The sequence below is a fragment of the Candidatus Pelagibacter sp. Uisw_121 genome (assembly GCF_047722545.1).
Taxonomy (GTDB): Bacteria; Pseudomonadota; Alphaproteobacteria; order Pelagibacterales; family Pelagibacteraceae; genus Pelagibacter.
The window spans coordinates 44932-66299 of record NZ_CP159816.1; the positions used below are offsets into that span (position 1 = coordinate 44932).

26 protein-coding genes and 1 tRNA gene are annotated in these 21368 nt (G+C 28.5%); 11 read left to right on the forward strand and 16 right to left on the reverse strand.

The features are described 5' to 3' along the window. Positions 1 to 35 precede the first annotated feature (35 nt). Positions 36 to 2093, forward strand: coding sequence for a DNA gyrase subunit B (locus tag ABXT52_RS00230; protein WP_415271916.1), 2058 nt, complete (start codon positions 36 to 38; stop codon positions 2091 to 2093). Between the two features lie 2 nt (positions 2094 to 2095). Continuing rightward, positions 2096 to 3376 (forward strand): ActS/PrrB/RegB family redox-sensitive histidine kinase, encoded by a 1281-nt coding sequence (locus ABXT52_RS00235; RefSeq protein ID WP_415271917.1) that lies wholly within the window; start codon positions 2096 to 2098, stop codon positions 3374 to 3376. On the opposite strand, the gene ABXT52_RS00240 is transcribed toward ABXT52_RS00235, so the two are convergent. Genes ABXT52_RS00240 through ABXT52_RS00250 form a run of 3 tightly spaced genes read right to left on the reverse strand, consistent with a single transcriptional unit; the run spans position 3373 to position 6673 of the window. Next, positions 3373 to 5181 (reverse strand): cobaltochelatase CobT-related protein, encoded by a 1809-nt coding sequence (locus ABXT52_RS00240; RefSeq protein ID WP_415271918.1) that lies wholly within the window; start codon positions 5179 to 5181, stop codon positions 3373 to 3375. The genes ABXT52_RS00235 and ABXT52_RS00240 overlap by 4 nt on opposite strands. Then, positions 5182 to 6156: a cobaltochelatase subunit CobS gene (cobS, locus tag ABXT52_RS00245; protein ID WP_415271919.1), complete on the reverse strand. Its 975-nt coding sequence runs from the start codon at positions 6154 to 6156 to the stop codon at positions 5182 to 5184. Then, positions 6146 to 6673 carry a J domain-containing protein gene (locus ABXT52_RS00250; protein WP_006997453.1) on the reverse strand — a complete coding sequence of 176 codons (528 nt, stop codon included), beginning with the start codon at positions 6671 to 6673 and terminating at the stop codon, positions 6146 to 6148. Before ABXT52_RS00250 ends, cobS begins: the two co-directional genes overlap by 11 nt. A gap of 25 nt (positions 6674 to 6698) precedes the next feature. On the opposite strand from ABXT52_RS00250, the gene ABXT52_RS00255 reads away from it, so the two are divergent. After that, positions 6699 to 6959 carry a BolA/IbaG family iron-sulfur metabolism protein gene (locus tag ABXT52_RS00255; protein WP_415271920.1) on the forward strand — a complete coding sequence of 87 codons (261 nt, stop codon included), beginning with the start codon at positions 6699 to 6701 and terminating at the stop codon, positions 6957 to 6959. Here ABXT52_RS00255 and aroB read toward each other — a convergent pair. Together aroB and ABXT52_RS00265 are read right to left on the reverse strand one after the other, a co-directional pair. Then, entirely contained in the window at positions 6948 to 8054 is a 1107-nt protein-coding gene (aroB, locus tag ABXT52_RS00260) for a 3-dehydroquinate synthase (RefSeq protein WP_415271921.1), read from the reverse strand. The genes ABXT52_RS00255 and aroB overlap by 12 nt on opposite strands. Then, positions 8041 to 8553, reverse strand: coding sequence for a shikimate kinase (locus ABXT52_RS00265; RefSeq protein ID WP_415271922.1), 513 nt, complete (start codon positions 8551 to 8553; stop codon positions 8041 to 8043). Before ABXT52_RS00265 ends, aroB begins: the two co-directional genes overlap by 14 nt. 58 nt (positions 8554 to 8611) lie before the next feature. Between ABXT52_RS00265 and ABXT52_RS00270 the strand changes: the two genes are divergently transcribed. From ABXT52_RS00270 to ABXT52_RS00295, 6 genes are all read left to right on the forward strand, one after another. Beyond that, positions 8612 to 8788 carry a hypothetical protein gene (locus ABXT52_RS00270; RefSeq protein ID WP_415271923.1) on the forward strand — a complete coding sequence of 59 codons (177 nt, stop codon included), beginning with the start codon at positions 8612 to 8614 and terminating at the stop codon, positions 8786 to 8788. Then, the gene (locus ABXT52_RS00275; protein WP_415271924.1) at positions 8763 to 10523 is read left to right on the forward strand and encodes a hypothetical protein; all 1761 of its coding nucleotides are present in this window, start codon (positions 8763 to 8765) and stop codon (positions 10521 to 10523) included. Before ABXT52_RS00270 ends, ABXT52_RS00275 begins: the two co-directional genes overlap by 26 nt. A gap of 26 nt (positions 10524 to 10549) precedes the next feature. Further along, positions 10550 to 11068: a peptide deformylase gene (def, locus tag ABXT52_RS00280; protein ID WP_415271925.1), complete on the forward strand. Its 519-nt coding sequence runs from the start codon at positions 10550 to 10552 to the stop codon at positions 11066 to 11068. Continuing rightward, positions 11069 to 12001: a methionyl-tRNA formyltransferase gene (gene fmt, locus ABXT52_RS00285; RefSeq protein WP_415271926.1), complete on the forward strand. Its 933-nt coding sequence runs from the start codon at positions 11069 to 11071 to the stop codon at positions 11999 to 12001. It abuts the gene before it with no gap. After that, positions 11994 to 12317: a hypothetical protein gene (locus ABXT52_RS00290; RefSeq protein ID WP_415271927.1), complete on the forward strand. Its 324-nt coding sequence runs from the start codon at positions 11994 to 11996 to the stop codon at positions 12315 to 12317. Before fmt ends, ABXT52_RS00290 begins: the two co-directional genes overlap by 8 nt. Before the next feature lie 100 nt (positions 12318 to 12417). Beyond that, positions 12418 to 12705 (forward strand): hypothetical protein, encoded by a 288-nt coding sequence (locus ABXT52_RS00295; RefSeq protein ID WP_415271928.1) that lies wholly within the window; start codon positions 12418 to 12420, stop codon positions 12703 to 12705. 20 nt (positions 12706 to 12725) lie between these two features. Here ABXT52_RS00295 and ABXT52_RS00300 read toward each other — a convergent pair whose 3' ends face one another. The 10 genes from ABXT52_RS00300 to rpmH are packed head-to-tail and all read right to left on the reverse strand — an operon-like array spanning position 12726 to position 20158. Continuing rightward, positions 12726 to 13205: an SET domain-containing protein gene (locus ABXT52_RS00300; RefSeq protein WP_415271929.1), complete on the reverse strand. Its 480-nt coding sequence runs from the start codon at positions 13203 to 13205 to the stop codon at positions 12726 to 12728. A 31-nt stretch (positions 13206 to 13236) separates the two neighbouring features. Next, positions 13237 to 14166, reverse strand: coding sequence for a histone deacetylase family protein (locus ABXT52_RS00305; protein ID WP_415271930.1), 930 nt, complete (start codon positions 14164 to 14166; stop codon positions 13237 to 13239). Further along, entirely contained in the window at positions 14163 to 15320 is a 1158-nt protein-coding gene (gene dapE / locus ABXT52_RS00310; RefSeq protein WP_415271931.1) for a succinyl-diaminopimelate desuccinylase, read from the reverse strand. The genes ABXT52_RS00305 and dapE overlap by 4 nt, the downstream gene beginning before the upstream one ends. Continuing rightward, positions 15321 to 16148: a 2,3,4,5-tetrahydropyridine-2,6-dicarboxylate N-succinyltransferase gene (gene dapD, locus ABXT52_RS00315; protein ID WP_415271932.1), complete on the reverse strand. Its 828-nt coding sequence runs from the start codon at positions 16146 to 16148 to the stop codon at positions 15321 to 15323. A gap of 28 nt (positions 16149 to 16176) precedes the next feature. Beyond that, positions 16177 to 16848 (reverse strand): pyrimidine 5'-nucleotidase, encoded by a 672-nt coding sequence (locus tag ABXT52_RS00320; protein ID WP_415271933.1) that lies wholly within the window; start codon positions 16846 to 16848, stop codon positions 16177 to 16179. After that, entirely contained in the window at positions 16845 to 17711 is an 867-nt protein-coding gene (gene argB, locus ABXT52_RS00325) for an acetylglutamate kinase (RefSeq protein ID WP_415271934.1), read from the reverse strand. The genes ABXT52_RS00320 and argB overlap by 4 nt, the downstream gene beginning before the upstream one ends. Next, positions 17712 to 19388 (reverse strand): membrane protein insertase YidC, encoded by a 1677-nt coding sequence (gene yidC, locus ABXT52_RS00330; protein ID WP_415271935.1) that lies wholly within the window; start codon positions 19386 to 19388, stop codon positions 17712 to 17714. Then, positions 19388 to 19639 carry a membrane protein insertion efficiency factor YidD gene (gene yidD, locus ABXT52_RS00335; RefSeq protein ID WP_415271936.1) on the reverse strand — a complete coding sequence of 84 codons (252 nt, stop codon included), beginning with the start codon at positions 19637 to 19639 and terminating at the stop codon, positions 19388 to 19390. Before yidD ends, yidC begins: the two co-directional genes overlap by 1 nt. Next, on the reverse strand, positions 19639 to 19983 hold the full coding sequence (rnpA, locus tag ABXT52_RS00340) for a ribonuclease P protein component (protein ID WP_415271937.1): 345 nt from the start codon (positions 19981 to 19983) through the stop codon (positions 19639 to 19641). The genes yidD and rnpA overlap by 1 nt, the downstream gene beginning before the upstream one ends. Positions 19984 to 19993: 10 nt before the next feature. Continuing rightward, on the reverse strand, positions 19994 to 20158 hold the full coding sequence (gene rpmH / locus ABXT52_RS00345; protein ID WP_006997435.1) for a 50S ribosomal protein L34: 165 nt from the start codon (positions 20156 to 20158) through the stop codon (positions 19994 to 19996). A gap of 92 nt (positions 20159 to 20250) precedes the next feature. Here rpmH and ABXT52_RS00350 point away from each other — a divergent pair, with 92 nt between their 5' ends. Further along, positions 20251 to 20970 (forward strand): TVP38/TMEM64 family protein, encoded by a 720-nt coding sequence (locus tag ABXT52_RS00350; protein WP_415271938.1) that lies wholly within the window; start codon positions 20251 to 20253, stop codon positions 20968 to 20970. A gap of 2 nt (positions 20971 to 20972) precedes the next feature. On the opposite strand, the gene ABXT52_RS00355 is transcribed toward ABXT52_RS00350, so the two are convergent. Then, a tRNA-Thr gene (locus tag ABXT52_RS00355) sits at positions 20973 to 21046 on the reverse strand. A 102-nt stretch (positions 21047 to 21148) separates the two neighbouring features. Here ABXT52_RS00355 and ABXT52_RS00360 point away from each other — a divergent pair. Continuing rightward, entirely contained in the window at positions 21149 to 21349 is a 201-nt protein-coding gene (locus tag ABXT52_RS00360; protein ID WP_415271939.1) for a hypothetical protein, read from the forward strand. Positions 21350 to 21368: the final 19 nt, after the last annotated feature.

Genomic DNA, 21368 nt, shown 5'->3' on the forward strand with positions numbered 1-21368 from the left:
AATGTTATAATCATTTAATTTTCCATTACAAAAATATGAAAAACAACTCAACATATCAAGCAGACTCCATCAAAGTTTTAAAAGGTCTTGAAGCTGTTAGAAAAAGACCAGGAATGTACATTGGTGATACTGATGATGGAACAGGTTTACATCATATGGTCTATGAGGTTGTTGATAACTCTATAGATGAAGCTTTAGCAGGACACTGTAAAAATATAGATGTTAAAATAAATTCTGATGGAACTATTACAGTTAGAGATGATGGCAGAGGAATACCTGTTGATATGCACAAGGGTGAAAAAATGTCTGCTGCAGAAGTTATCATGACCCAGCTTCATGCTGGAGGAAAATTTGATCACGATTCATACAAAGTGTCAGGAGGCTTACATGGCGTAGGGGTTTCAGTTGTAAATGCATTATCAGAAAAGTTAAAGCTAGAAATAGATAGAGATGGAAATAGATATTTTATGGAATTCAAAGATGGGGCTTCAAAAGCGCCTCTCAAAGTTATAGGAAAATCAAAAGAAACTGGAACACAAATAACATTTTTACCATCAAAAGAAATATTTTCTTCAATAAGATTTACTCCAAATATAATTATTAAAAGAATGCGTGAACTTGCATTTTTGAACAAGGGAATAAAAATAACTGTTAATGACTTAAATCAAAAAAAAGAAAAAATAATTGTATTTAAATTTGATGGTGGAGTTTTAGAGTTTGTTGATTTTTTAGATGAAAAAAGAGAGAAACTTGTAAATAAAACAGGCAATGATTTATTTAAGAAGCCTATTTATATTGAAGGAAAAAAAGATAATATTGAAATTGAATGTTCTTTGAAGTGGAATGCAAGTTATGGAGAAGACATTTATCCATATACAAATAATATCTATCAAAAAGATGGTGGCACTCATTTATTAGGGTTTAGGAGCGCCCTTACTAGAGTAATTAATAAATATGCCACAGAGCATAATTTATTAAAAAAAAATAAATTAACTATTTCAGGAGACGATATTAAAGAAGGTCTTACATGTGTAATTTCAGCAAAGATACCTGATCCTAAATTTTCTTCTCAAACAAAAGATAAGCTTGTTTCATCAGAAGTTAGAATGATTGTGGAAAGCATTGTTAGTGAAAAACTTTCAATATGGTTTGATCAAAACCCAACTTTATCAAAGATTATTTTAGCTAAAGTAATGCAGGCAGCTTTAGCAAGAGATGTTGCTAGAAAAGCTAGAGAAAATGTTAGACGTAAAGGTGCCTTAGAATTAAGTGGATTGCCTGGAAAATTAGCAGATTGTCAAATAGGCAAACAAGAAGGAACAGAATTATTCATCGTTGAGGGGGATTCTGCAGGTGGTTCGGCTAAACAAGGAAGAAATAGGTCAAATCAAGCCGTTTTGCCACTTAGAGGTAAAATTCTTAATACTTATGTGGAAGAGATTGTTCTTAAAAAAAATAGCAATAGAGATGGTAGCGAACATAGAACAAAATCTTTAGCAAAAATGATGTCATCTAATGAAGTTGTGACCTTAATTAATGCACTTGGCCTTGATCCAAAAGTTGAAGATATTGATTTAAAAGATTTAAGATATGGAAAAATTATTATCATGACAGATGCCGATGTTGATGGTTCTCATATACGAGCATTGTTACTAACATTCTTTAACAATAAACCATTTAATAAACTAATTGAAAATGGACATATTTATCTTGCACAGCCACCTTTGTTTAAAATTAACAAAGGAACAAAGGGCATCTATATTAAAGATGAAAAAGAGTTAGAAGATTATATTTTAAAGAATAATAAAGAATTACAAAAAATTAAAAAAGGTACAAAAGAATTTACTAGAGCGTATGAAGAAGAAAAATCTAGAATGAGCATTCAAAGATTTAAGGGATTAGGAGAAATGAACCCTGAAGAGTTATGGAATACTACGCTAGACCCTGAAACAAGAAATTTGCTACAAGTACAATACTCAAAAGATATAAAAAAAGATAAAGATTTAATTCATACATTAATGGGTAATGATGTTGCATTAAGAAAAGATTTTATCGTTTCAAACGCAATTAATGTTCAAAATCTAGATATTTAATAATGAAGTTTTTCGAAACTTCAAAATATTTTTCTTTAAAAAAGTCGACTTATATCAATTTAAGGTGGATTGCTATTATTGGTCAACTTATAACAGTTAACTTTATTTATTTTGTTTTTGATTTTAGATTTAATCTAATTTTAGCAAATTCAACAATTCTAATCGGAGTACTAAGTAATCTTTATTTAATCTATATTAATCAGAATACTCAACTAACAGATAAGATAGCATTTATTTTTTTATCTATTGATATTCTACAACTGAGTTGTTTGATTTATTTATCAGGTGGAATTATAAATCCTTTTTCAATTTTTTTGATTATCCCAGCTATATTTTCATCGTCTAATTTAGGTTTTAGAAGCAATTTATTATTAGTTAGCTCAACGGTTTTAGTAGTTATTTTTCTTACCTTTTTTAACCAACCTTTACCCTTTCCAGTTAGTGATCATTTTCACGTAGACAGTTATTATTATTATTCAATACCAATAGCATTAATCATTGCTTTACTTTTTTTGAATTATTTTGCTTCAACCTTTGGATCAGAATCCAGAATAAGAAAAGAGGCACTAAATAAAATGGAAGAAATTATGTCCAAGGAACATGAATTATTATCATTAGGTGGACAAGCTGCCGCTGCTGCACATTCATTAGGAACACCGTTTTCAACAATGAAGATCATCTCTACTGATTTACTGGAACAATTTAAAGATAATGAAGATATTAAAAAAGATATTGAGTTATTGTCTGGTCAATTAGAGAGATGTAGTGAGATCTTAAAAAAATTAACATTAAACCCTGTTATTGAAGATAATTTTATTGATGGTGAATTAACAATATCAGCCTATGTAGATGAAATAATCAAATCATTCCAACAAATAAGTACGAAAAAATTCATTGTTAATTATGATCAAAATTCAAATCCACTTAATATAACCAAATCAATAGAAATTGTTTATGGATTAAGAAACTTTATTGGCAATGCAAATAAGTTTTCTGCAAATAAAATTTTTATTAATATAAAAAGTGATAATGATTTAACAGAAGTTATAATAGAAGATGATGGAGAGGGATATCCAAAAGATGTTTTGAGCAAAATTGGAGAGCCTTATATTAAATCTGTTAAGTCTTCAATAAAATCAAAATCAGGATTAGGTCTTGGAATTTTTATTGGCAAAACACTACTTGAAAAAAATTATGCAAATATTTTATGTAGAAATTCCAAAACAAGAGGTGGGGCTGAAGTTAGCATCAAATGGAAAAATAAAGATCTTTTAAAACTTTAATGTAGTTTTTTTTTATTTTCAAATAAGCCACTCAATTCAGAAACCATAACATCGCCAAGTTCATGCACATCTGTTATCTTAATAGCTTTATCGTAATATCTAGAAACATCATGCCCGATACCGATAGCTAAAATTTCAACGTCGCTTTTTGTTTCTATAAATTTAACCATCATCTTTAAATGTTTCTCTAAAAAATCTCCTGAATTAACTGATAATGTTGAGTCATCTACTGGGGCACCATCTGAAATAACCATAAGTATTTTTCTTTCTTCTTTTCTTTTTTTAATTCTACTATAGGCCCACGAAATAGCTTCCCCATCAATATTTTCCTTCAATAACCCTTCTTTTAGCATTAAACCTATGTTATTTTTAGCCTGCCTCCACTGTGTGTCAGCACCTTTATAAATTATATGTCTTAAATCATTTAATCTTCCTGGATATTTGGGTTTATCATTTTTAGCCCAAGTCTCTCTGCTCTTACCGCCTTTCCAATTTTTTGTGGTAAATCCTAAAACCTCTACTTTTACTGAGCATCTTTCTAAGGTTCTGGATAATATATCTGCACAAAGTGCAGCAATTGTTATTGGTCGACCTCTCATGGAACCAGAATTGTCTATTAACAGTGTTACGATTGTATCTTTAAAATCAAGATCTTTTTCTTTCATAAAAGATAAAGAATTATAAGGATCCATAATTATTCTAGTTAATTTTGAGCTATCTAACAAACCTTCTTCTAAATCAAACTCCCATGCTCTATTTTGTTTTGCAAGGAGCTGCCTTTGTAGCTTGTTAGCAAGCTTAGTAATTAAATCTTGAAACCCGACAAGCTGTTGGTCTAAATTTTTTCTCAATTTTTGGGTTTCTTTTATATCTTCTAATATTTCTGCTTTTGCAATTTCATCAAATTCAGTGGTGAATACCTTATAATCTTGATCAATATTATTAATACTTGTTTTTTGCAAAAAATTTTCTGCGCTCTCTTTCAAAGAATCTGAATCCTCTAATTGCTCCTCCATCTGCTGATCGCTAAGATCAAAGCCAGCATCTAGGCTAGTCTGACTATCATTTTGTTTGCTTTCTTCCTCTTTGTCATCAGACTGACTGTCATGATCGTTCTCTGATTTATTGTCCTGCTCATTTTTTTGTTCATCGTTTTCATTATTATTTTCCTCATTATTTGAAGCAAAGACATCCATATTTTCTAAAATTTCTGAAAATTTTAAACTATAATTATTTTGATCTTCCAAATTTTTATTTAAAAAATCAAGATGTTTCTCAATAGATTCGTCAAACTCTTTCTTCCAAAAATTTAACATTTTTGTAGACATATCATTGAGCTTCAATTTAAAGAATTTATTTAACATATATAACTCAAAAGCTTCAGTCACAGGAACATCTTCTTTATTTTTTAATTGTTCTTTTCGATTAGAAAGAATTTTTTGACTATAATTTTCACTTAAATTTTTTCCAACTCCCTTAAGCATTTTGCCCCCAAGAAGTTCATACCTAATTTTTTCAGCAATATTATATAAAGATTTACAAGAAGGATTTTTAGGTAGGTTTTTATTAAATATTTCTTTATTTGAAAATTTTTTCTTTAAGGCACCAGAATCAGTTTCTGCTCTTAGTCTAACAAAATCATTTTTATTTGATAAATTGGTTATATCAAAAAAATCAGTTTTTTTATTACTTAAATCCTTATCTAATTTTTTAACATCTAATTTATAATCTTCAGAAATTACCTTGGCAGTAGAAATTAATGCTTGTTTAAATTGCTCTTTAAAATTATTTTCTTTTGAGCTCATTTAGATCTGAATATTAACCATCGACTCTGGCAACTCTTCCCCAAAACATCTCTGATAATATTCAGCTATTGTATTTTTCTCTATATCGTCACACTTATTTAAAAAAGTAACTCTAAAAGCATAACCTGTGTCTTTGAAAATTTCAGCATTTTCAGCCCAATGAAGTACCGTCCTTGGGCTCATTACCGTTGATATATCTCCCGCTATAAAGCCTTTTCTAGTCAAAGATGCAACTTTAATCATATTAGATACTTTTTCTTTACCTTTCGGATTATTTAAATTTTTATTTTTAGCAAGAACGATTTCCATTTCTCTATCAAGACTAAGATAATTTAAAGATGTTACAATATTCCATCTATCCATTTGTCCTTGGTTTATTTGTTGAGTACCATGGTATAATCCTGTTGTATCACCCAAACCAACAGTATTTGAAGTTGCAAATAATCTAAAAAATTTATTTTGTTTTATAACTTTATTTTTATCTAAAAGAGTGAAATTTCCTTCGGCTTCTAACACCCTTTGAATAACAAACATCACATCTGGTCTTCCTGCATCATACTCATCAAAAACAAGCGCAACAGGGTTTTGAATAGACCAAGGTAAAATACCCTCTTTAAACTCTGTAATTTGTTTGCCATCTTTTACAACAATTGCATCTTTTCCAATAAGATCAATCCTACTTACATGACTATCTAAGTTTACTCTAATACAAGGCCAGTTTAATCTAGCTGCAATTTGTTCAATGTGAGTAGACTTTCCTGTGCCATGATAGCCCTGAACCAAGACACGCTTATTAAACGCAAAGCCAGATATGATAGCAAGAGTAGTATCTCTATCAAATTTATAATTTTTATCTATTTCAGGAACGTATTCACTTCTTTTAGAGAAAGCGTCAACTTCCATATCTGAGTCAATTCCAAAACTTTGCTTTAAAGACAATTTAATGTCTGGCTGTATGTTTAAATTAGGTGTCAATTTTTTCCTTATAAGTATTTTTTAGCTGAGTATAAGCCAAAGTAATTAATTTAAGTTTTTCTTCGTATTCTTTATTTCCCAAATTAATATCAGGGTGAAATTTTTTGACAAGAGTTTTGAACTGATCTTGAATTTGTTCCCATTTTTGGCCAACTGAAACACCCAGAATACTAAAAGCTTTAATATCATTAGCATCAAATTTGAATTGATTCATATGGTTATATTCACCTCTAAGTTTGGTTTTATCAAACTCATCTTTTAAAGTATTGTTCCATAGCACTTTAAAAAAGTTATCTGAGGAGCTAAAGCTCTGAGTGGGTTTGTGCCAGGTCATATCAGACTTTAAAAAATCAAATACTTGTTCATCGTCCATTCCTTTAAAATAATTCCAATTTTTATTGAATTCTTTAACGTGAGCCAAGCAAAGCAACCTGTAGCGCTTGCTATTATCTTTCTCAATTGGTGCCTTATATTCACCAGTATCAAAGCAATTATTCCAATCACAAATATTTTTCATGTTGTATAGTAATAAATTATTATTTATGAATATAAACGAATTAATTGAAATTGTTAAAAGTAAAATTGAAGCAGAAATTGTTATGCAAGATTTTAAAATAGAAGATAAAAGTTTTTTACATAAAAATCATAAAGGAAACCAAGAAGGAATGTTTCATTTAAAATTAATTATTAAATCTGATGAGTTGAAAAGATTAAATAAGATAGAATCAACTAAGAAAATCTATAATATTTTAGATCATGAGTTGAAAGAACACATACATTCCATTCAAATACTACTTAGTTAATTCTTTTTTCAAAAAGAGATTAATAGTTTTTTCATTAAACTGTAATTTGTAAATTGGGAAACCTATTTTTTTAAGTAAAACTAAATTAATTTTATCTGTATTATTTTTTTTATCTTTTTTCATAAAAGATAAAAGTGTATTTAAATTTTTTAGTGAAAAAAACTTATTAATATTTCTTGGAAGATTTAGATTATTTAAATGGTTGTTAATTAATTCAAATTCTTTTTTATTCAAAATTTTATTTAATAAACTAAATTTTGCAGCAGTTTTAACACCAAGAATAACTGCTTCACCATGATTTAATCTTGTTGAATAATGTAGTGTTGCTTCAAAAGCGTGGGCAAAGGTGTGCCCAAAATTCAGTATTTTTCTCATACCTAATTCTTTTTCGTCAGCTTCAACTACTTTTTTTTTAATCAAGCAGCTTCGATGAATAGCTTTTTGTATAAAGGGAGTTTTTAATTTTAAAATTTTTTCTCCATTCTTATTTAAAAAATTAAAAAACTTTTTATCATCAATAAGGGAATGTTTTAAAATTTCACCATACCCACACACAACTTCTCTTTTTGGCAAAGAGTTTAAAAAATTAATATCTGATACAACCAGACTGGGTTGATAAAATGAGCCAATTAAGTTTTTGCCATATTTGGTGTTTACTCCTGTTTTGCCTCCAATAGATGAGTCGACCTGTGAAAGTAGTGTAGTTGGTATATTAACAAACCTTAAGCCTCGCTTATACGTGCTTGCTGCAAAGCCTGACACATCACCAGTAATACCACCACCAATAGAAATTAAACAATCATTTCTATTAAAATTTTTTTTTAAAAGAATTGATGTGATTTCATTGACACTTTTTAGATTTTTATTTTTTTCATTTGCATTAAAATAATGAACTGTAGTAGATCTTTTTGGTAAAGATTTTAAAGCATCTTTTATTAAATTTTTTGGAATATTCTTGTCTATTATAAGAAGACATTGATTAAAATTAATAGAACTTTCTTTCAAAAATTTATTCATTTTTTTTAAGATATTATTTCCAATAATAATTGAATATTTCTGATTGCTGTTGTTAACTTTTAATTTAATTAAGCTCATATGTTTTTATTATTGTTTTAACTATTTCACTTTTTGTTAATTTATTACAGTTTATTTTAAAATTAGCCTTAGAATATATATTTTTTCTTTTTTTGATAATGGTCTTAATTTCTTGTTCAGTTGACTTTGAGGCTAAGGGTCTTTTTTTGCTACCTTTAATTCTTTTAATTAAAACTAAATCATCCCAATTAAGCCAAAAAGAAAAATGATTTGTTAAAACATCTTTTCTTATCTTGTCATTAACAAAACCACCCCCACCTAAGGAAACAACAACTTTTTTATGTTTTAAAGATTTAATTGTTATTTTTTCTTCTAAATTTCTAAAGTAGTCCTCGCCACTTACTTCAAATATTTCTGAGACAGTCATTCCAGCATGTTCTTCAATTAAATGGTCTATATCAATGAATGGAATGTTTAATTTTTTTGAAACCATAGCTCCAATAGAAGATTTACCTGACCCCATCATACCTAAAAAAACGAGGTTTTTATTTGAATTCATAAGCTTTCTTTATTGAAAAAACACAAATATGTCTTAATCTGAAATTAGTAAAGAATATATGCAATTTTCAAAAAATACAAGTAATGGAAGTGGTAAAAGTCTATTAATCAAAATAGCTTTGGTGCTAATTATTTTTATTGGAACCGTAGTACTACTTGGGAAAATTGAATTTCCATCTCCAAATAAAGACATTGAAAAAATCATTCCTAATGAAAAACTTAAAATTGTTAAGTAAGAACTATTTTTTAGTTATATTATTTTCTTTATTTTTTGGTTTTGTAACCAACTCACAAGAACCAGTCGATATCTGGGAAGTAGGTGAAAAAAAACCTGAAGAAAATACAAATCTAATCGAAGATGAAGCTGAAAAAAATATTCCACAGAATACTATTTATGAAATGCAGTCCCAAAAAAAAGGGGAATTAAGTATAGAAGAAACACAAACTTTAATTTCTAAAGAAACAAAGTTAGTTGGAATTTATGATCCTGCAGAAAACGGTTTAGATATCAATATGTGGTCTAATTCTAATGGGGATCAAATTTTAAATATCTTTAAAAGAATAGATAAATTGGAACTTTCAAGAGATGCGGTGGAGATTTTGGATATTTTATTATTAACAAATGCACATTATCCAGAAATGAATATTTCAAAAGAACAATTTTTAGAAATAAAATCAAAGTGGCTTATTAAGCATTCAAATTTTGAACTAATTGAACAATATTTATTAAACAATCAGATTGTTAATGAGCACCCAAAACTTACTAAACATTTAGCAGATCATTACCTGTCCCAATCTGATGTTAAAAAAGCTTGTGAGATTTTTTCAAAAATTAAAGAACCAATACAAGATTTATATCTATCTAAATTTAATATTTATTGCTTAATTAATAATAATAAAAGAGATGAAGCTCAATTGCTCATCGATCTTCAATTAGAATTAGGTATTGCTGATAAGTTTTTTGTTAAAAAAATTGATTATTTGATGGGGTTTAATACAGAACCAGCAATAGAAGTTTCAGAAAAAACAATCTTAGATTTTCACTTATCTCACAGAACAAATCCAGAATTTAAATTTGAACCCAAGGATACTACATCAAAACAAATATGGAAATATTTATCAACTTCAAATCTATTAGATAATATCATTGATATTGAGCTTACAGATATAGACAAAATTACTAGTATCGAAAAGGCAACACACGAGGGAAATTATACAGAGAGAGAGTTATTTGAACTTTATAAGAGATTTCAATTTAATATTAATCAATTATTAAATATCAAAGAATCAACTAAAGTGCTCTCAGCAGTAGAGACAAGAGCGTTAATTTATCAAGGAATTTTAATTACCACTGAAATTGAGAATAAATTACAACTAATGAATGCTCTCAAAAATTCTTTCAAGAATGACGGTATTGAAAAAGCATTTAACATAGAATTAAAAGCTTTTTTAAGAAATATAGAAGAGGATAAGGTCCCTTCAAATTTTACAACATTCTATCAAAATAATTTAGAGGATAAAGAGACGCAACAAGTAAATATTAAAATAAATAATAAAATTTTACATCAATCAAAATTAATAAATTATTTAAAATTAGAAAAATCTAAAAAAGATCCCACAAAAGATATAAATGACTTCTTAAAAAAAATTAAAAAAAATAAAAAATATTTTTTTTCTAAAAAAGATATAATTTTAGTTGAGACTTTTAAGTCTGATGGTATCAAGATTTTAAATAAGTATAATGATTTATACGAAATAAATGATTCAGAAATACCATTTGATATTCAAATATTTGTTAAAAGTGGTGATATGGCTGCTGCATTGCTTAGAATTGTTGAGGTTATAGGGCAAGACAACTTAAACAATATAGATGAGGATACGTTATACTTTATTATAAGCACACTTAATCAGCTAAATGTGGATCCACTAAGGAATAAAATACTCTTTAAAATTCTTCCTTTAAAAGTTTAAAATTTATACTAAAATAATCAGTCATTATGTCAGTTAAAACAATTTTAACAGAACCAAACAAACTATTAAGGCAGATTTCTAAACCAGTTGAAAATGTCGGTGATGAAGAAAGAAGAATTATGGATGATATGCTGGATACTATGTATGCAGCACCCGGAATAGGCCTTGCAGCGATTCAAATAGGTGTGCCAAAAAGAATTATAGTGATGGATATAAGCAGAGATGAAGACAAAAAGGAACCAAGATATTTTGTTAATCCAGTGATTAAAAATAAAAACAATAAAACATCAAAATATGAAGAAGGCTGCTTGTCGGTTCCAGATCAGTTTGCTGAAATAGAAAGACCAAATGAATGTGAAGTTGAATATTTAGATTACAATGGAAAAAAACAATTATTAAAAGCAGATGGATTATTGGCAACTTGTATTCAACATGAAATGGATCACTTAGAAGGAGTTTTATTTATAGATTATTTATCTAAATTAAAAAAATCTATGATAATTAAAAAACTATCTAAGATTAAGTCGAATAGAATAATCGTTTAAATGACAAAAAAAATTGTCTTCATGGGTACACCATTATTTGCTGTACCAATTTTAAAATCTTTGTATCAAAAAAATTATATAATACCTGTCGTATATACACAGCCACCAAAAAAATCTCAAAGAGGTCAAAAAATAAATAAGTCGCCAATTCAAATTGTGGCAGAAGATTATAATATAGACTGTAGGACACCAGACACATTAAAAGCAAATAAAGAAGAATATGAATACTTAAAGAAACTAGATCTGGATTTGGTAATTGTCGTAGCCTATGGTCAAATAATACCCAAAGAATTTTTAAAACTTGCCAAAAAAGGTTTTATAAATATTCATGCCTCCCTTCTACCGAATTGGAGAGGTGCAGCGCCCATTCAAAGGTCTATTATGAATTTAGAAAAAGAAACAGGAATTAGTATTATGAGAATAGGAGAAAAACTTGATACGGGTCCAGTTTGCAATAGTTATAGAATAAAAATTAAAGATAGTGATAATGCAGAAACGATATCAACTAAACTCTCAATTTTAGCTTCAGAAAAAATCATAGAAAACTTAGAAAAAATATTTGAAGATAAATTAACATTTAAAGAACAAGACGATTCAAAAGCAACCTACGCTTCTAAAATTGAAAAATCAGAGGGTGAAATTAAGTGGAATGATAATGCAGAAAGTATTATTGGAAAAATAAACGGATTATACCCAAGCCCTGGGGCCTTTTTTATTTTTAAAGATGAAAGATACAAAATTTTAAAAGCAGAATTAGGAACTAAAAGTGGAGAGGTAGGTGAGGTAATGACTAGTGATTTAGAAATTAGCTGTGGAGATCAAAAATCTATAAAAATTATTGAAATTCAAAGACAAGGAAAAAAGCCTCAAAATATTAATGAATTTGTTCTTGGTTCGCAAATAACAAAAGGCTCAAGAATAACAAATGTTTAGATACCAAGTTTTGATAGAATATATAGGAACTAATTTTGTTGGTTGGCAAATACAATCTAAAGGAAAATCAATTCAAAAAGAAATACAAGTCAGATTATCAAAACTTTTAAAAGAAAAAGTGATCTTGTTAGGATCTGGAAGAACAGATGCAGGTGTTCATGCAATAGAGCAGTCAGCTCATTTTGATTGCAAAAAAGAAATTCAAAATTTAGATAAGTTATTAAAATCAATTAATCATTTTATAAATGATAAAGGTATTTCTGTTTTAGCAATTAAAAAAAAAAAGTCTAAAATTTCATGCACGACATTCTGCTAAACAAAGAATTTATAAATATATAATTTTTAATAGATTAAGTAAGCCTTCTCTTGAAAAAGAAAGAGGCTGGCACATAATCAAAAAATTAGATATTGAGTTAATGAAAAAAGGGGCAAAAAAACTTTTAGGTACTAAAGATTTTTCTACTTTTAGAGCATCAAGTTGTAATGCAAAAAGTCCAATTAAAACTATGAAATCTGTTAAGATTAAATCAACTAGTGGAAGAATTGAAATACAGTTTAAGTCACAATCATTTTTACAACAACAAGTAAGATCAATGGTAGGTAGCTTAAAATATTTAGCTGAAAATAAATGGAATTTAAAAAAATTTGAATTTGTTATTAAATCAAAAAAAAAGAATTCTTTGTGCGCCACCTGCACCTGCTGAGGGATTATTTTTAAAAAAAGTTATTTACTAGTTTTTTGTCGGCCAATACTAAATTTCTTATTAATTCTCCATCTAGATTCAGCTCGAACAATATAGCCACAACAATTTTTTGACTTACATTTACATGTAAACTGTTTGTAATCTTCATCGTAACCAAAGCCATAATCAGCTGTAATCTCTTCACCTTTTTTAATATCTTTTATAGCTACTACCCATAACTTTAAACCTGTCCCGTTATAATCACAATTATTAGAACAAGAGTGGTTTATTAAACGTGCTGTGTTCCAAGAAACATCTCCATCCATGTCGTATTTTTTATTTAAATTAAATAAATAGATAGGCTTTGCATTATCAAATTTTTGTGACTCTTCCGTTTGTTTCTTAGTAATAATTTTACCAACATAATCAATAATTCTAGTGCCTTCTTTGATATCTTTTGTAGCATATAGGCCACGACCTTTTTTATCGATGTCAGACTTTTTAATTCTATAAAGTTTCATTGAGAATTCTTTAGTGCTTATTGAGAAATTATCAATTAAATTCTAGTAAAGCTTTTACATGCATCTCAGTGCTTTCTTGAAGTGCTAATAGATCGTATCCACCTTCTAAAATTGATACTACTTTTCCATCACAATATTGTTTTGATAGCTCGAGTGTTCTTTTAGTAATATTATAAAAATCTTTTGACTCTAATTGAAGTTGTGCCAATGGATCATCTTTATGTGCGTCAAACCCTGCTGAAAGTAAGACAAATTCAGGTTTAAATCCTCTAATTTTCTTAAGTACAAATTCGTAGGCATTTAAATACTCTTCTGAGGTTGTTCCTGCTGGTAAGGGAATATTTAATATATTGTTATATTTCCCTTTTTCATCGTTAGTGCCTGATCCTGGATAATAAGGATATTGATGAGTAGAAATATATAAAACCTTTTCATTATCATGAAAAATATCTTGAGTGCCGTTTCCATGATGAACATCAAAATCAATAATTGCTACTTTTTTAAGTTTATATTTATTTATAAGATAGTTGGCTCCAACTGCCACATTGTTATAGATGCAAAAACCCATAGCCTTATTTTTCTCAGCATGATGTCCAGGGGGTCTAACGGCACAAAACGCATTGCTAAAATTTTTATTTTGAACACCATCTATAGCTGTAATGATTGAACCTACAGCATCTGAGCTTGCATCCTTACTCCCAGGGGAGACTATTGTATCTCCATCTAAAAAAGATAATCCTTTTTCAGGAAAAGATTTTTCTACAAAATTTATATAATCCGAATTGTGAGTTATTTGTAAAAGTGATCGATCAAATTTTGAAGGTTTTTTCCAAACTAAATCTTTATTGTCCAATTTTTTTAAATTATCGATAACCACTGTAACTCTATCAATTTTCTCTGGATGACCGTCGCCTGTGTTATGATTTTGATAAGTATCAGAGGTTATTAAACCAGTTTTCATTTAAAATAATTTTCTAAAATATTATAATATATTTTAGTCAATTTTTTTAGATCTGAAATAGATACCGCCTCATCAACTTTGTGCATTGTTTTACCTACTAGACCAAATTCTAAACATGGTGCAATTTTTCTAATAAATCTTGCATCCGAAGTTCCACCTGTTGTAGACAATTGAGGTTTAATTTTTGTAATTTTTTTTATTACATCTTGAATCATGTAAGTTGTTTTATTAGGCTTAGTTAAAAAAGCTTCACCTGATATACGATAATCTACTTTAAAATTAGATTTATCTTTTTTAGTAATATTTTTGAAAATTTTATTTAATCTATTCTTTAAGCTAGAAGATGTATGTTTATTATTAAATCTTATGTTAAAAGTGGCTATTGCAAGTCCTGGAATAACATTATCAGCTATATTATTAATATTAATTTTAGTTACTTCTAAATTTGTTGGCTGAAAGTCTTTTGTTCCTTTATCAAATTTTATTTCTTTTATTTCATTTAGTATTTTAATTAATGAAGTTGATGGATTTTTAGCACGATGAGGATATGCAACGTGACCTTGAGTTCCAATTATAGTTAATTCAACATTAATACTTCCTCTTCTACCTATTTTAATCATTTCACCAAGTTTATTAGGGTTTGTTGGCTCACCAACTAAGCAAAAATCTATTTTTTCTTTTTTCTTTTTTAAATAATCAACTACTTTTTTAGTACCATTAATTGCAATACCTTCTTCATCACCAGTAATTAACAAACTAATTGACCCGTTAATTTTTTTATTATTTGATACAAAGCTATTTACAGCAACAACCCAGCTTGCAATTGCACTTTTCATGTCATTAGCTCCTCTGCCAACAAGATGATTTTTTTTAATAGTTGGACTAAAAGGTTTAATTGTCCAATCGTTTATATTTCCAGGAGGTACTACATCCAAATGACCAGCAAACATAAAGTTTGGTTGAGAATTACCCAATCTTGCATATAGGTTTTTAACTGGTTTAGAGTTTTTATCTTTAAATTCTAAAATCTTACATTTAAATCCAATAGCAGTTAATTTTTTTGCTAAGAATTTCATTACTCCAGCATCAATTGGTGTAATGCTTGGAAATCTTATTAGCTCTTTAGCTAATGTGATCTCATTGTAAGTTGTCATTTAGTCTCTTAATAGGTCGTTAATAGAAGTTTTAGATCTAGTTTTTTCATCAACTTGTTTAATAATTACTACACAATATAAAGCAGGACCTTTACCATCTTTACTTGGAAGGCTGCCTGGAACTATTACTGAGTATGGTGGAATTTTTCCATAGATTACTTCACCAGTTTCTCGGTAAACAATTTTTGTAGATTGACCAATAAATACACCCATAGATAATACAGATCCTTCTCCAACAATTACTCCTTCAACTATTTCTGAACGAGCTCCAATAAAACAGTTATCTTCAATGATAGTAGGGTTAGCTTGCATTGGTTCTAATACACCTCCGATACCAGCACCACCCGATATGTGACAGTTCTTTCCTATTTGTGCACAAGATCCTACAGAAGCCCAAGTGTCCACCATAGTTCCTTCATCTACATAAGCTCCAATATTTACAAAGCAAGGCATTAGCACTGCGTTTTTTCCAATAAAAGATCCTTTTCTAACTGGAGAATTTGGAACCATTCTAAAACCAGCTTTTATATGATCTTCCTTAGTCCAATTTGCTGTTTTACCTCTTAGTAAATGAGATTTATCATACCAACTGCTATACGGGCCGCTTAATGAATCCATATCATGAGTTCTAAAACTTAACATTATTGCTTTTTTAACCCATTGATTAACTACCCACTCATTACCATTTTTTTCAGCAACTCTTAGTTCACCTTTATCAACAAGTTCAATCGTTTGGTCGATAGCATCTAATATAGACTTATCAGATTGACCGTTGATGGAATCTTTATTATCCCAAGCTGTATTGATAATTTTTTCAAATTCTTTCATAGTTTTATTTTATCGTTAGTGGGTTAGTTTATTGTGCTTTTAATATATTAATTTCTTGAAGAAAAGAAGGCAAGTTCTTAATCTTATAATCAATATATGGTTTATCGGCATCTTTTTTTGCAAATATCTCATCATTCTCAAGCCAACAAGTTTTCATTCCTAAATTTTTAGCTTGTTCTAAATTATGAGCAATATCTTCGATTAATATTGATTTTGTTGGATCAAGATCAAATTTTTCTACTATTTTTTCATAAGGTTGAATTTTTGGTTTTGGAATAAAATTAGCATCAACAATATCAAACGCTCCATCAAACAAACCATCTATACCTAGTTGTTTAGTTACATTTTCAACATGAGCATGAGAACCATTGGTAAAAATATATTTCTTTTCTTTAATTTTAATCAATTCTTCTCTTAGTAATTGATCTTTAGGAAGCCAGCTAATATCAATATCATGAACAAATTCTAGAAATTCATGTGGATCTATTTTATCATAATTCATTAATCCAGATAATGTCGTTCCATATTCATAGAAGTATTTTTTTTGAATTTCTCTTGCTTTAATTAAATCGACGTTAAATTTCTTTGAAATAAAAGATGACATCTTTTTATCAACTTCAGAAAAAACCTTTGTTTGTCCAGAATACAAAGTATTATCTAAGTCGAATAGCCAGTATTTAGTATCAATTAAATTTTTCATTCTCTAATTAAAGTTCCTGAACCTTTATCCGATAATAATTCAAAAAGGATTGAGTGATTTTTTCTTCCATCAATTATTACCACAGCCTTAACTCCATTACTTGCTACATCTAGACAATTCTTAATTTTAGGTATCATGCCACCAGAAATTACCTCTTGATCAATTAATTTATTAGCTTTTTTAGAATTAATTTCAGAGATTAGTTTTTTTTCACTATCTAATACTCCCTCAACATCACTAATAATCATTAATCTTCTAGCTTTTAGTTCTATTGCGATCGATCCTGCAGCAGTATCGGCATTTATATTAAAAGTCTGAATATTTTTATCTAAACCTAAGGGGGCAACGACAGGTACTTCGTTCACTTTTATTGTTTCAATTAATAGTTCTTTATTAATTTCAGTAGGTGTTCCTACAAATCCAAGATCTTTATTTTCTTGCACCACAGTAATTATATTGTTTTCTTTTGAAGTAATTCTTTTTGCTTTGCAGGCTAACTTATTTAAAGCTTTAACAATCTCTTTATTAAATTCGATTAATACATCCTCAACTATGTTGATGGTGTCTTTATCAGTAACTCTTAGTCCATTAATAAAATTACTTTTAATATTTACTTCAGAAAGTTTACTGTTAATTCTTTTTCCACCACCATGAACAATTATAGGATTAAAACCAAGCTTGTTTAAAACGACCACATCTTCAATAAAAATTTTAAATAATTTTGGATCAACTAAAACACTGCCACCACATTTAATGATAATAAATTCATCATTATATTTTTCTAAGTATTTTTTTACTTCTTCAACTGTTGGGCCGTCTTTAGGTAGGATGTTTACTAATTCTTCTTCTTTAAACGATGACATTTATGTTGTTTTGATAGTCATTTTTCTTTGAACAATATATTGTTGAATCATTGTGAAGATATTGTTGAAGCTCCAGTAGATAACAAGGCCTGCAGGAAATGGCGCAAGAATAACAGTTAAAAATACTGGGAAAAACATAAATATTTTAGCCTGTATAGGATCTGGTGGAGTAGGGTTAAGCTTTTGCTGTATAAACATCGTGATACCCATAATGATCGGCCATGCACCTATTAATAAGAAAGAAGGTGGATCCCAAGGAAGTAAGCCAAAAACATTAAATAAAGATGTTGGATCTCTATCACTTAAGTCATGTATCCATCCATAAAATGGCATGTGTCTCATTTCTATGGTTACAAATAATACTTTATATAGCGCAAAGAAAACTGGAATTTGAACCAGGATAGGTAGACAACCACTCATAGGATTAACTTTTTCTTTCTTATAAAGGGCCATCATCGCTTGTTGCAATTTCATTTTATCATCCTTGTGCAATTCTTTAAGACGAGCCATTTCTGGTGCTAATAATTTCATTTTTCCCATGGATTTAAAACTAAAGTTGGCAAGAGGAAAGAAAGCTAACCTAATACAAATGGTAACAGCAATAATAGCTAAACCATAATTTCCAAGTAATTTAAAAAAGTAGTCTAATACAAAAAATAAAGGCTTTGTAATGAAGTACATAAAACCCCAATCAATTGCTAAATCAAATTTATTGATATTTAAATTTTCAGCATAACCATCAATGACGTTTACTCTTTTAGCAGCAACTATAATCTGAATTTTTTCTTCAATAGAACTGTTTGCTTTAACCTCAACACCTTTAGTAGATATGTAGTTAGCTCTGAATTTATTTTTATAGTCAAAAGTTGTTTTAAACTCCTTATCTTTTGGTGGTATAACTGATGTAACCCAAAATTTATCTGAGATAGCAACAAATCCTTCTTGTGCAATTTGAGTAAATTTCTTTTCCTGAATATCATCATAATCTTCTTCAATTAATTCATCATCAAGTACAGATAAAAACCCTTCATGCAAAATATAGAAGCCAGATATTTCTGGTAATTTGTTTCTAATTATTTGCCCATAGGAGTAAAAATTATAAGATTTATCTGATGAGTTAATTATTTTTTCTTTTACAGTAAACAAAAATTGATCATCTAGACTTATATGTTTCTCAAATGTAATGCCTTGAGTATTACTCCATGTAAGTTTTACAGGATTATTATTAGTTAATCTTTTATTTCCAGAAATTTCCCAGACGGTAGAAGCATCAGGTATATCAATATTTTTATTAGTGCTTACAAAGCCACTTTCAACTAAATAACCATCTTCAACATTTCTTGGGCTTAATAAAGTTATTTTTTCATTTCTATTAAGTTCAACATTATATTCTTTAAAAGTTAGATCATCTATTGCTGCACCTTTTAAAGAAATTGACCCAACAACACTTTCATTTTCAAATTGAATTCTCTCATTTTCTTTTAAAGCATCTGCTCTTGAAAGTTTTGAAAAATTTTCATTTTTATCTAAGCTAGGAGTGTCTTCATTATTTTCAACTTTATTTTGTTTAGCTAGATTTTGTTTAATAGTTGCAGGGTCAGGCTGAAAAAAAAGAGAGTATAAAATAATTACCGCCGCTGATAAGGATATCGCTGCAATTACGTTTTTAGTATCCATTATTTCTTAGCCTTTAATTCTTTATTTACTGGATCAAATCCCTCACTGCCACCCAACATTTTAATGGGGTGACATGAAAATATTCTTTTAGTGCTTTTTGAGATTCCTTTAATAAGCCCATATGTCCTTAAGCATTCAATTGTATATTCTGAGCAGGTTGGTAGATATCTACACGAAGGAGTTAAATAAGGGCTAATAACTATTTTATAAAATTTGATCAGGCCAATTAAAATGTTTGATATAATGTTCATTACTTAATCTTTTCTATGTCTTGAAATAAAGTATCTTTTATTATCGCATATTCATTGTTTAGCATAGTTATTTTCGCAATCACAAGGTATGAATAATTTAAGTTTATTGATATTTTTTTTACAGCTTCATTCATTATATTTCTTAATCTTCTTTTAATTTTATTTCTTTTTGTGGCACCACGGATAAGTTTTTTTTTAGCCACAAAGCTAATGTTTAGTTTTTTATTATCTTTGTCTTTAAGAGGACCAAAAAAGAGAGTGATATATTTATTTGAGACTTTTTTCTTCTTAAGTAAATTTTTGAAATCTTCGTTTTTAGAAAGAGCAACAATTTTGCTTCTCATTTAGTTTGGTTTATTTACCTTGTGGTTTTTTTTGTGTGGATGACACCGTAAGGTTTTTACGTCCCTTATCCCGTCTTCTCTTAATAAGTTTTTTTCCACCTTTAGTTGCCATCTTTGATCTGAAGCCATGCTTCTTAAGACGTTTTCCAACTTTAGGTTGATATGTTCTTTTCATAGGATTTATCTAAGTTTTTTTAAATTTCGCCCTTTATAGTAATTATATGTATAAATAGCAAATAGAAGATTTTATAATACCACTAGTAAATTATGGAAAAATCAAAAAAAGTTAAGATAACTTTAGGTTTATTTTATCTTCTAGTTGTTTCATCATTTTTATACTTTTTTTTATCAAAATTCACCCTTGAAGAATTAACTAGCTATGAATTTATTAAAAATAATAGAGATTACTTTTTTGGATTGAAGCAAACCAATTTATTTTTAATTTCTCTAATATTTTTGATAGCTACAATTGTTTGGGTTATTATGGCTGGATTTGGTTTACCAGTTGCACTTCTAGCAGGGTTTATTTTTGGCAAGTGGCTTGGAACTTTCATTTTATTAATTGGAATGACTGTTGGTGCAACAATTTTATATATACTGGGTAATTATTTTTTTAAAGAAGTGATTAAAGAAAAGTTCTTAAATAGATTTAAAAATTTAGAAATAAAATTTAAAAAATCAGAATTTATCTATCTTTTAATTTATAGATTTATTGGAGGTATTCCTTTTGCATTATCAAATGTGTTGCCGTGTATTTTTAATGTCAGAGTAAGTAATTTTTTTTGGGCCACATTAATAGGAATAGCGCCACAGTTATTTTTACTTGTTTCAATTGGAAGTGGACTTGAAAAAATCATAGAACAAAATTTAGAAGCCCCTAGAATCATTGATTTAATATATTCACCAGATATCTACATTCCAATCATAGCTTTTGGAGTTTTATTAGTAATTGCAATTATTGCTAGAAAAATATTTTATAAAAAATAATCTGGTGCCCCCACCAAGAATCGAACTTGAAACTTATCCTTACCATGGACATGTTATGCCATTTAACTATAGGGGCTAATTTGTTATTTTATTGAAGTATTTCTACAATAAATCATTTTTTCAAAAAATTGCCTTAATTTTTTTCATATAATGATTTATACCTAGCAGAGGAAATTTTATGGGCATTCATTACGATTATAAATCTACAAAAGGCAATAAGCTTATGGAGAAGCAAGCCAAGAGAGAAAAAAAGCTTGCAGAGAAAAAAGCAAAGCGTGAGGCTAAAGAAGGACCAAAAGTTCAAGAAGAACCAGAGAAAACTTTAGACGCATCAAAGCCAATCACTTTAGATTTTTTAACTAATCCAGATAAACAATGAATGATAAAGAAAAAAATGA

Bases quoted from the DNA above. Each gene is read 5' to 3' on its own strand.
- ABXT52_RS00235 (WP_415271917.1), top strand. From the start codon at position 2,096: ATGAAGTTTTTCGAAACTTCAAAATATTTTTCTTTAAAAAAGTCGACT.
- ABXT52_RS00250 (WP_006997453.1), bottom strand. From the start codon at position 6,673: ATGAAAAATATTTGTGATTGGAATAATTGCTTTGATACTGGTGAATAT.
- ABXT52_RS00230 (WP_415271916.1), top strand. From the start codon at position 36: ATGAAAAACAACTCAACATATCAAGCAGACTCCATCAAAGTTTTAAAA.
- argB (WP_415271934.1), bottom strand. From the start codon at position 17,711: ATGTCATCGTTTAAAGAAGAAGAATTAGTAAACATCCTACCTAAAGAC.
- ABXT52_RS00240 (WP_415271918.1), bottom strand. From the start codon at position 5,181: ATGAGCTCAAAAGAAAATAATTTTAAAGAGCAATTTAAACAAGCATTA.
- aroB (WP_415271921.1), bottom strand. From the start codon at position 8,054: ATGAGCTTAATTAAATTAAAAGTTAACAACAGCAATCAGAAATATTCA.
- def (WP_415271925.1), top strand. From the start codon at position 10,550: ATGTCAGTTAAAACAATTTTAACAGAACCAAACAAACTATTAAGGCAG.
- ABXT52_RS00320 (WP_415271933.1), bottom strand. From the start codon at position 16,848: ATGAAAAATTTAATTGATACTAAATACTGGCTATTCGACTTAGATAAT.
- dapE (WP_415271931.1), bottom strand. From the start codon at position 15,320: ATGACAACTTACAATGAGATCACATTAGCTAAAGAGCTAATAAGATTT.
- ABXT52_RS00255 (WP_415271920.1), top strand. From the start codon at position 6,699: ATGAATATAAACGAATTAATTGAAATTGTTAAAAGTAAAATTGAAGCA.
- ABXT52_RS00360 (WP_415271939.1), top strand. From the start codon at position 21,149: ATGGGCATTCATTACGATTATAAATCTACAAAAGGCAATAAGCTTATG.
- ABXT52_RS00305 (WP_415271930.1), bottom strand. From the start codon at position 14,166: ATGAAAACTGGTTTAATAACCTCTGATACTTATCAAAATCATAACACA.
- ABXT52_RS00270 (WP_415271923.1), top strand. From the start codon at position 8,612: ATGCAATTTTCAAAAAATACAAGTAATGGAAGTGGTAAAAGTCTATTA.
- ABXT52_RS00350 (WP_415271938.1), top strand. From the start codon at position 20,251: ATGGAAAAATCAAAAAAAGTTAAGATAACTTTAGGTTTATTTTATCTT.
- rnpA (WP_415271937.1), bottom strand. From the start codon at position 19,983: ATGAGAAGCAAAATTGTTGCTCTTTCTAAAAACGAAGATTTCAAAAAT.
- ABXT52_RS00295 (WP_415271928.1), top strand. From the start codon at position 12,418: ATGAAAAAAGGGGCAAAAAAACTTTTAGGTACTAAAGATTTTTCTACT.
- rpmH (WP_006997435.1), bottom strand. From the start codon at position 20,158: ATGAAAAGAACATATCAACCTAAAGTTGGAAAACGTCTTAAGAAGCAT.
- yidD (WP_415271936.1), bottom strand. From the start codon at position 19,639: ATGAACATTATATCAAACATTTTAATTGGCCTGATCAAATTTTATAAA.
- dapD (WP_415271932.1), bottom strand. From the start codon at position 16,148: ATGAAAGAATTTGAAAAAATTATCAATACAGCTTGGGATAATAAAGAT.
- ABXT52_RS00300 (WP_415271929.1), bottom strand. From the start codon at position 13,205: ATGAAACTTTATAGAATTAAAAAGTCTGACATCGATAAAAAAGGTCGT.
- ABXT52_RS00265 (WP_415271922.1), bottom strand. From the start codon at position 8,553: ATGAATTCAAATAAAAACCTCGTTTTTTTAGGTATGATGGGGTCAGGT.
- ABXT52_RS00290 (WP_415271927.1), top strand. From the start codon at position 11,994: ATGTTTAGATACCAAGTTTTGATAGAATATATAGGAACTAATTTTGTT.
- ABXT52_RS00275 (WP_415271924.1), top strand. From the start codon at position 8,763: ATGAAAAACTTAAAATTGTTAAGTAAGAACTATTTTTTAGTTATATTA.
- fmt (WP_415271926.1), top strand. From the start codon at position 11,069: ATGACAAAAAAAATTGTCTTCATGGGTACACCATTATTTGCTGTACCA.
- yidC (WP_415271935.1), bottom strand. From the start codon at position 19,388: ATGGATACTAAAAACGTAATTGCAGCGATATCCTTATCAGCGGCGGTA.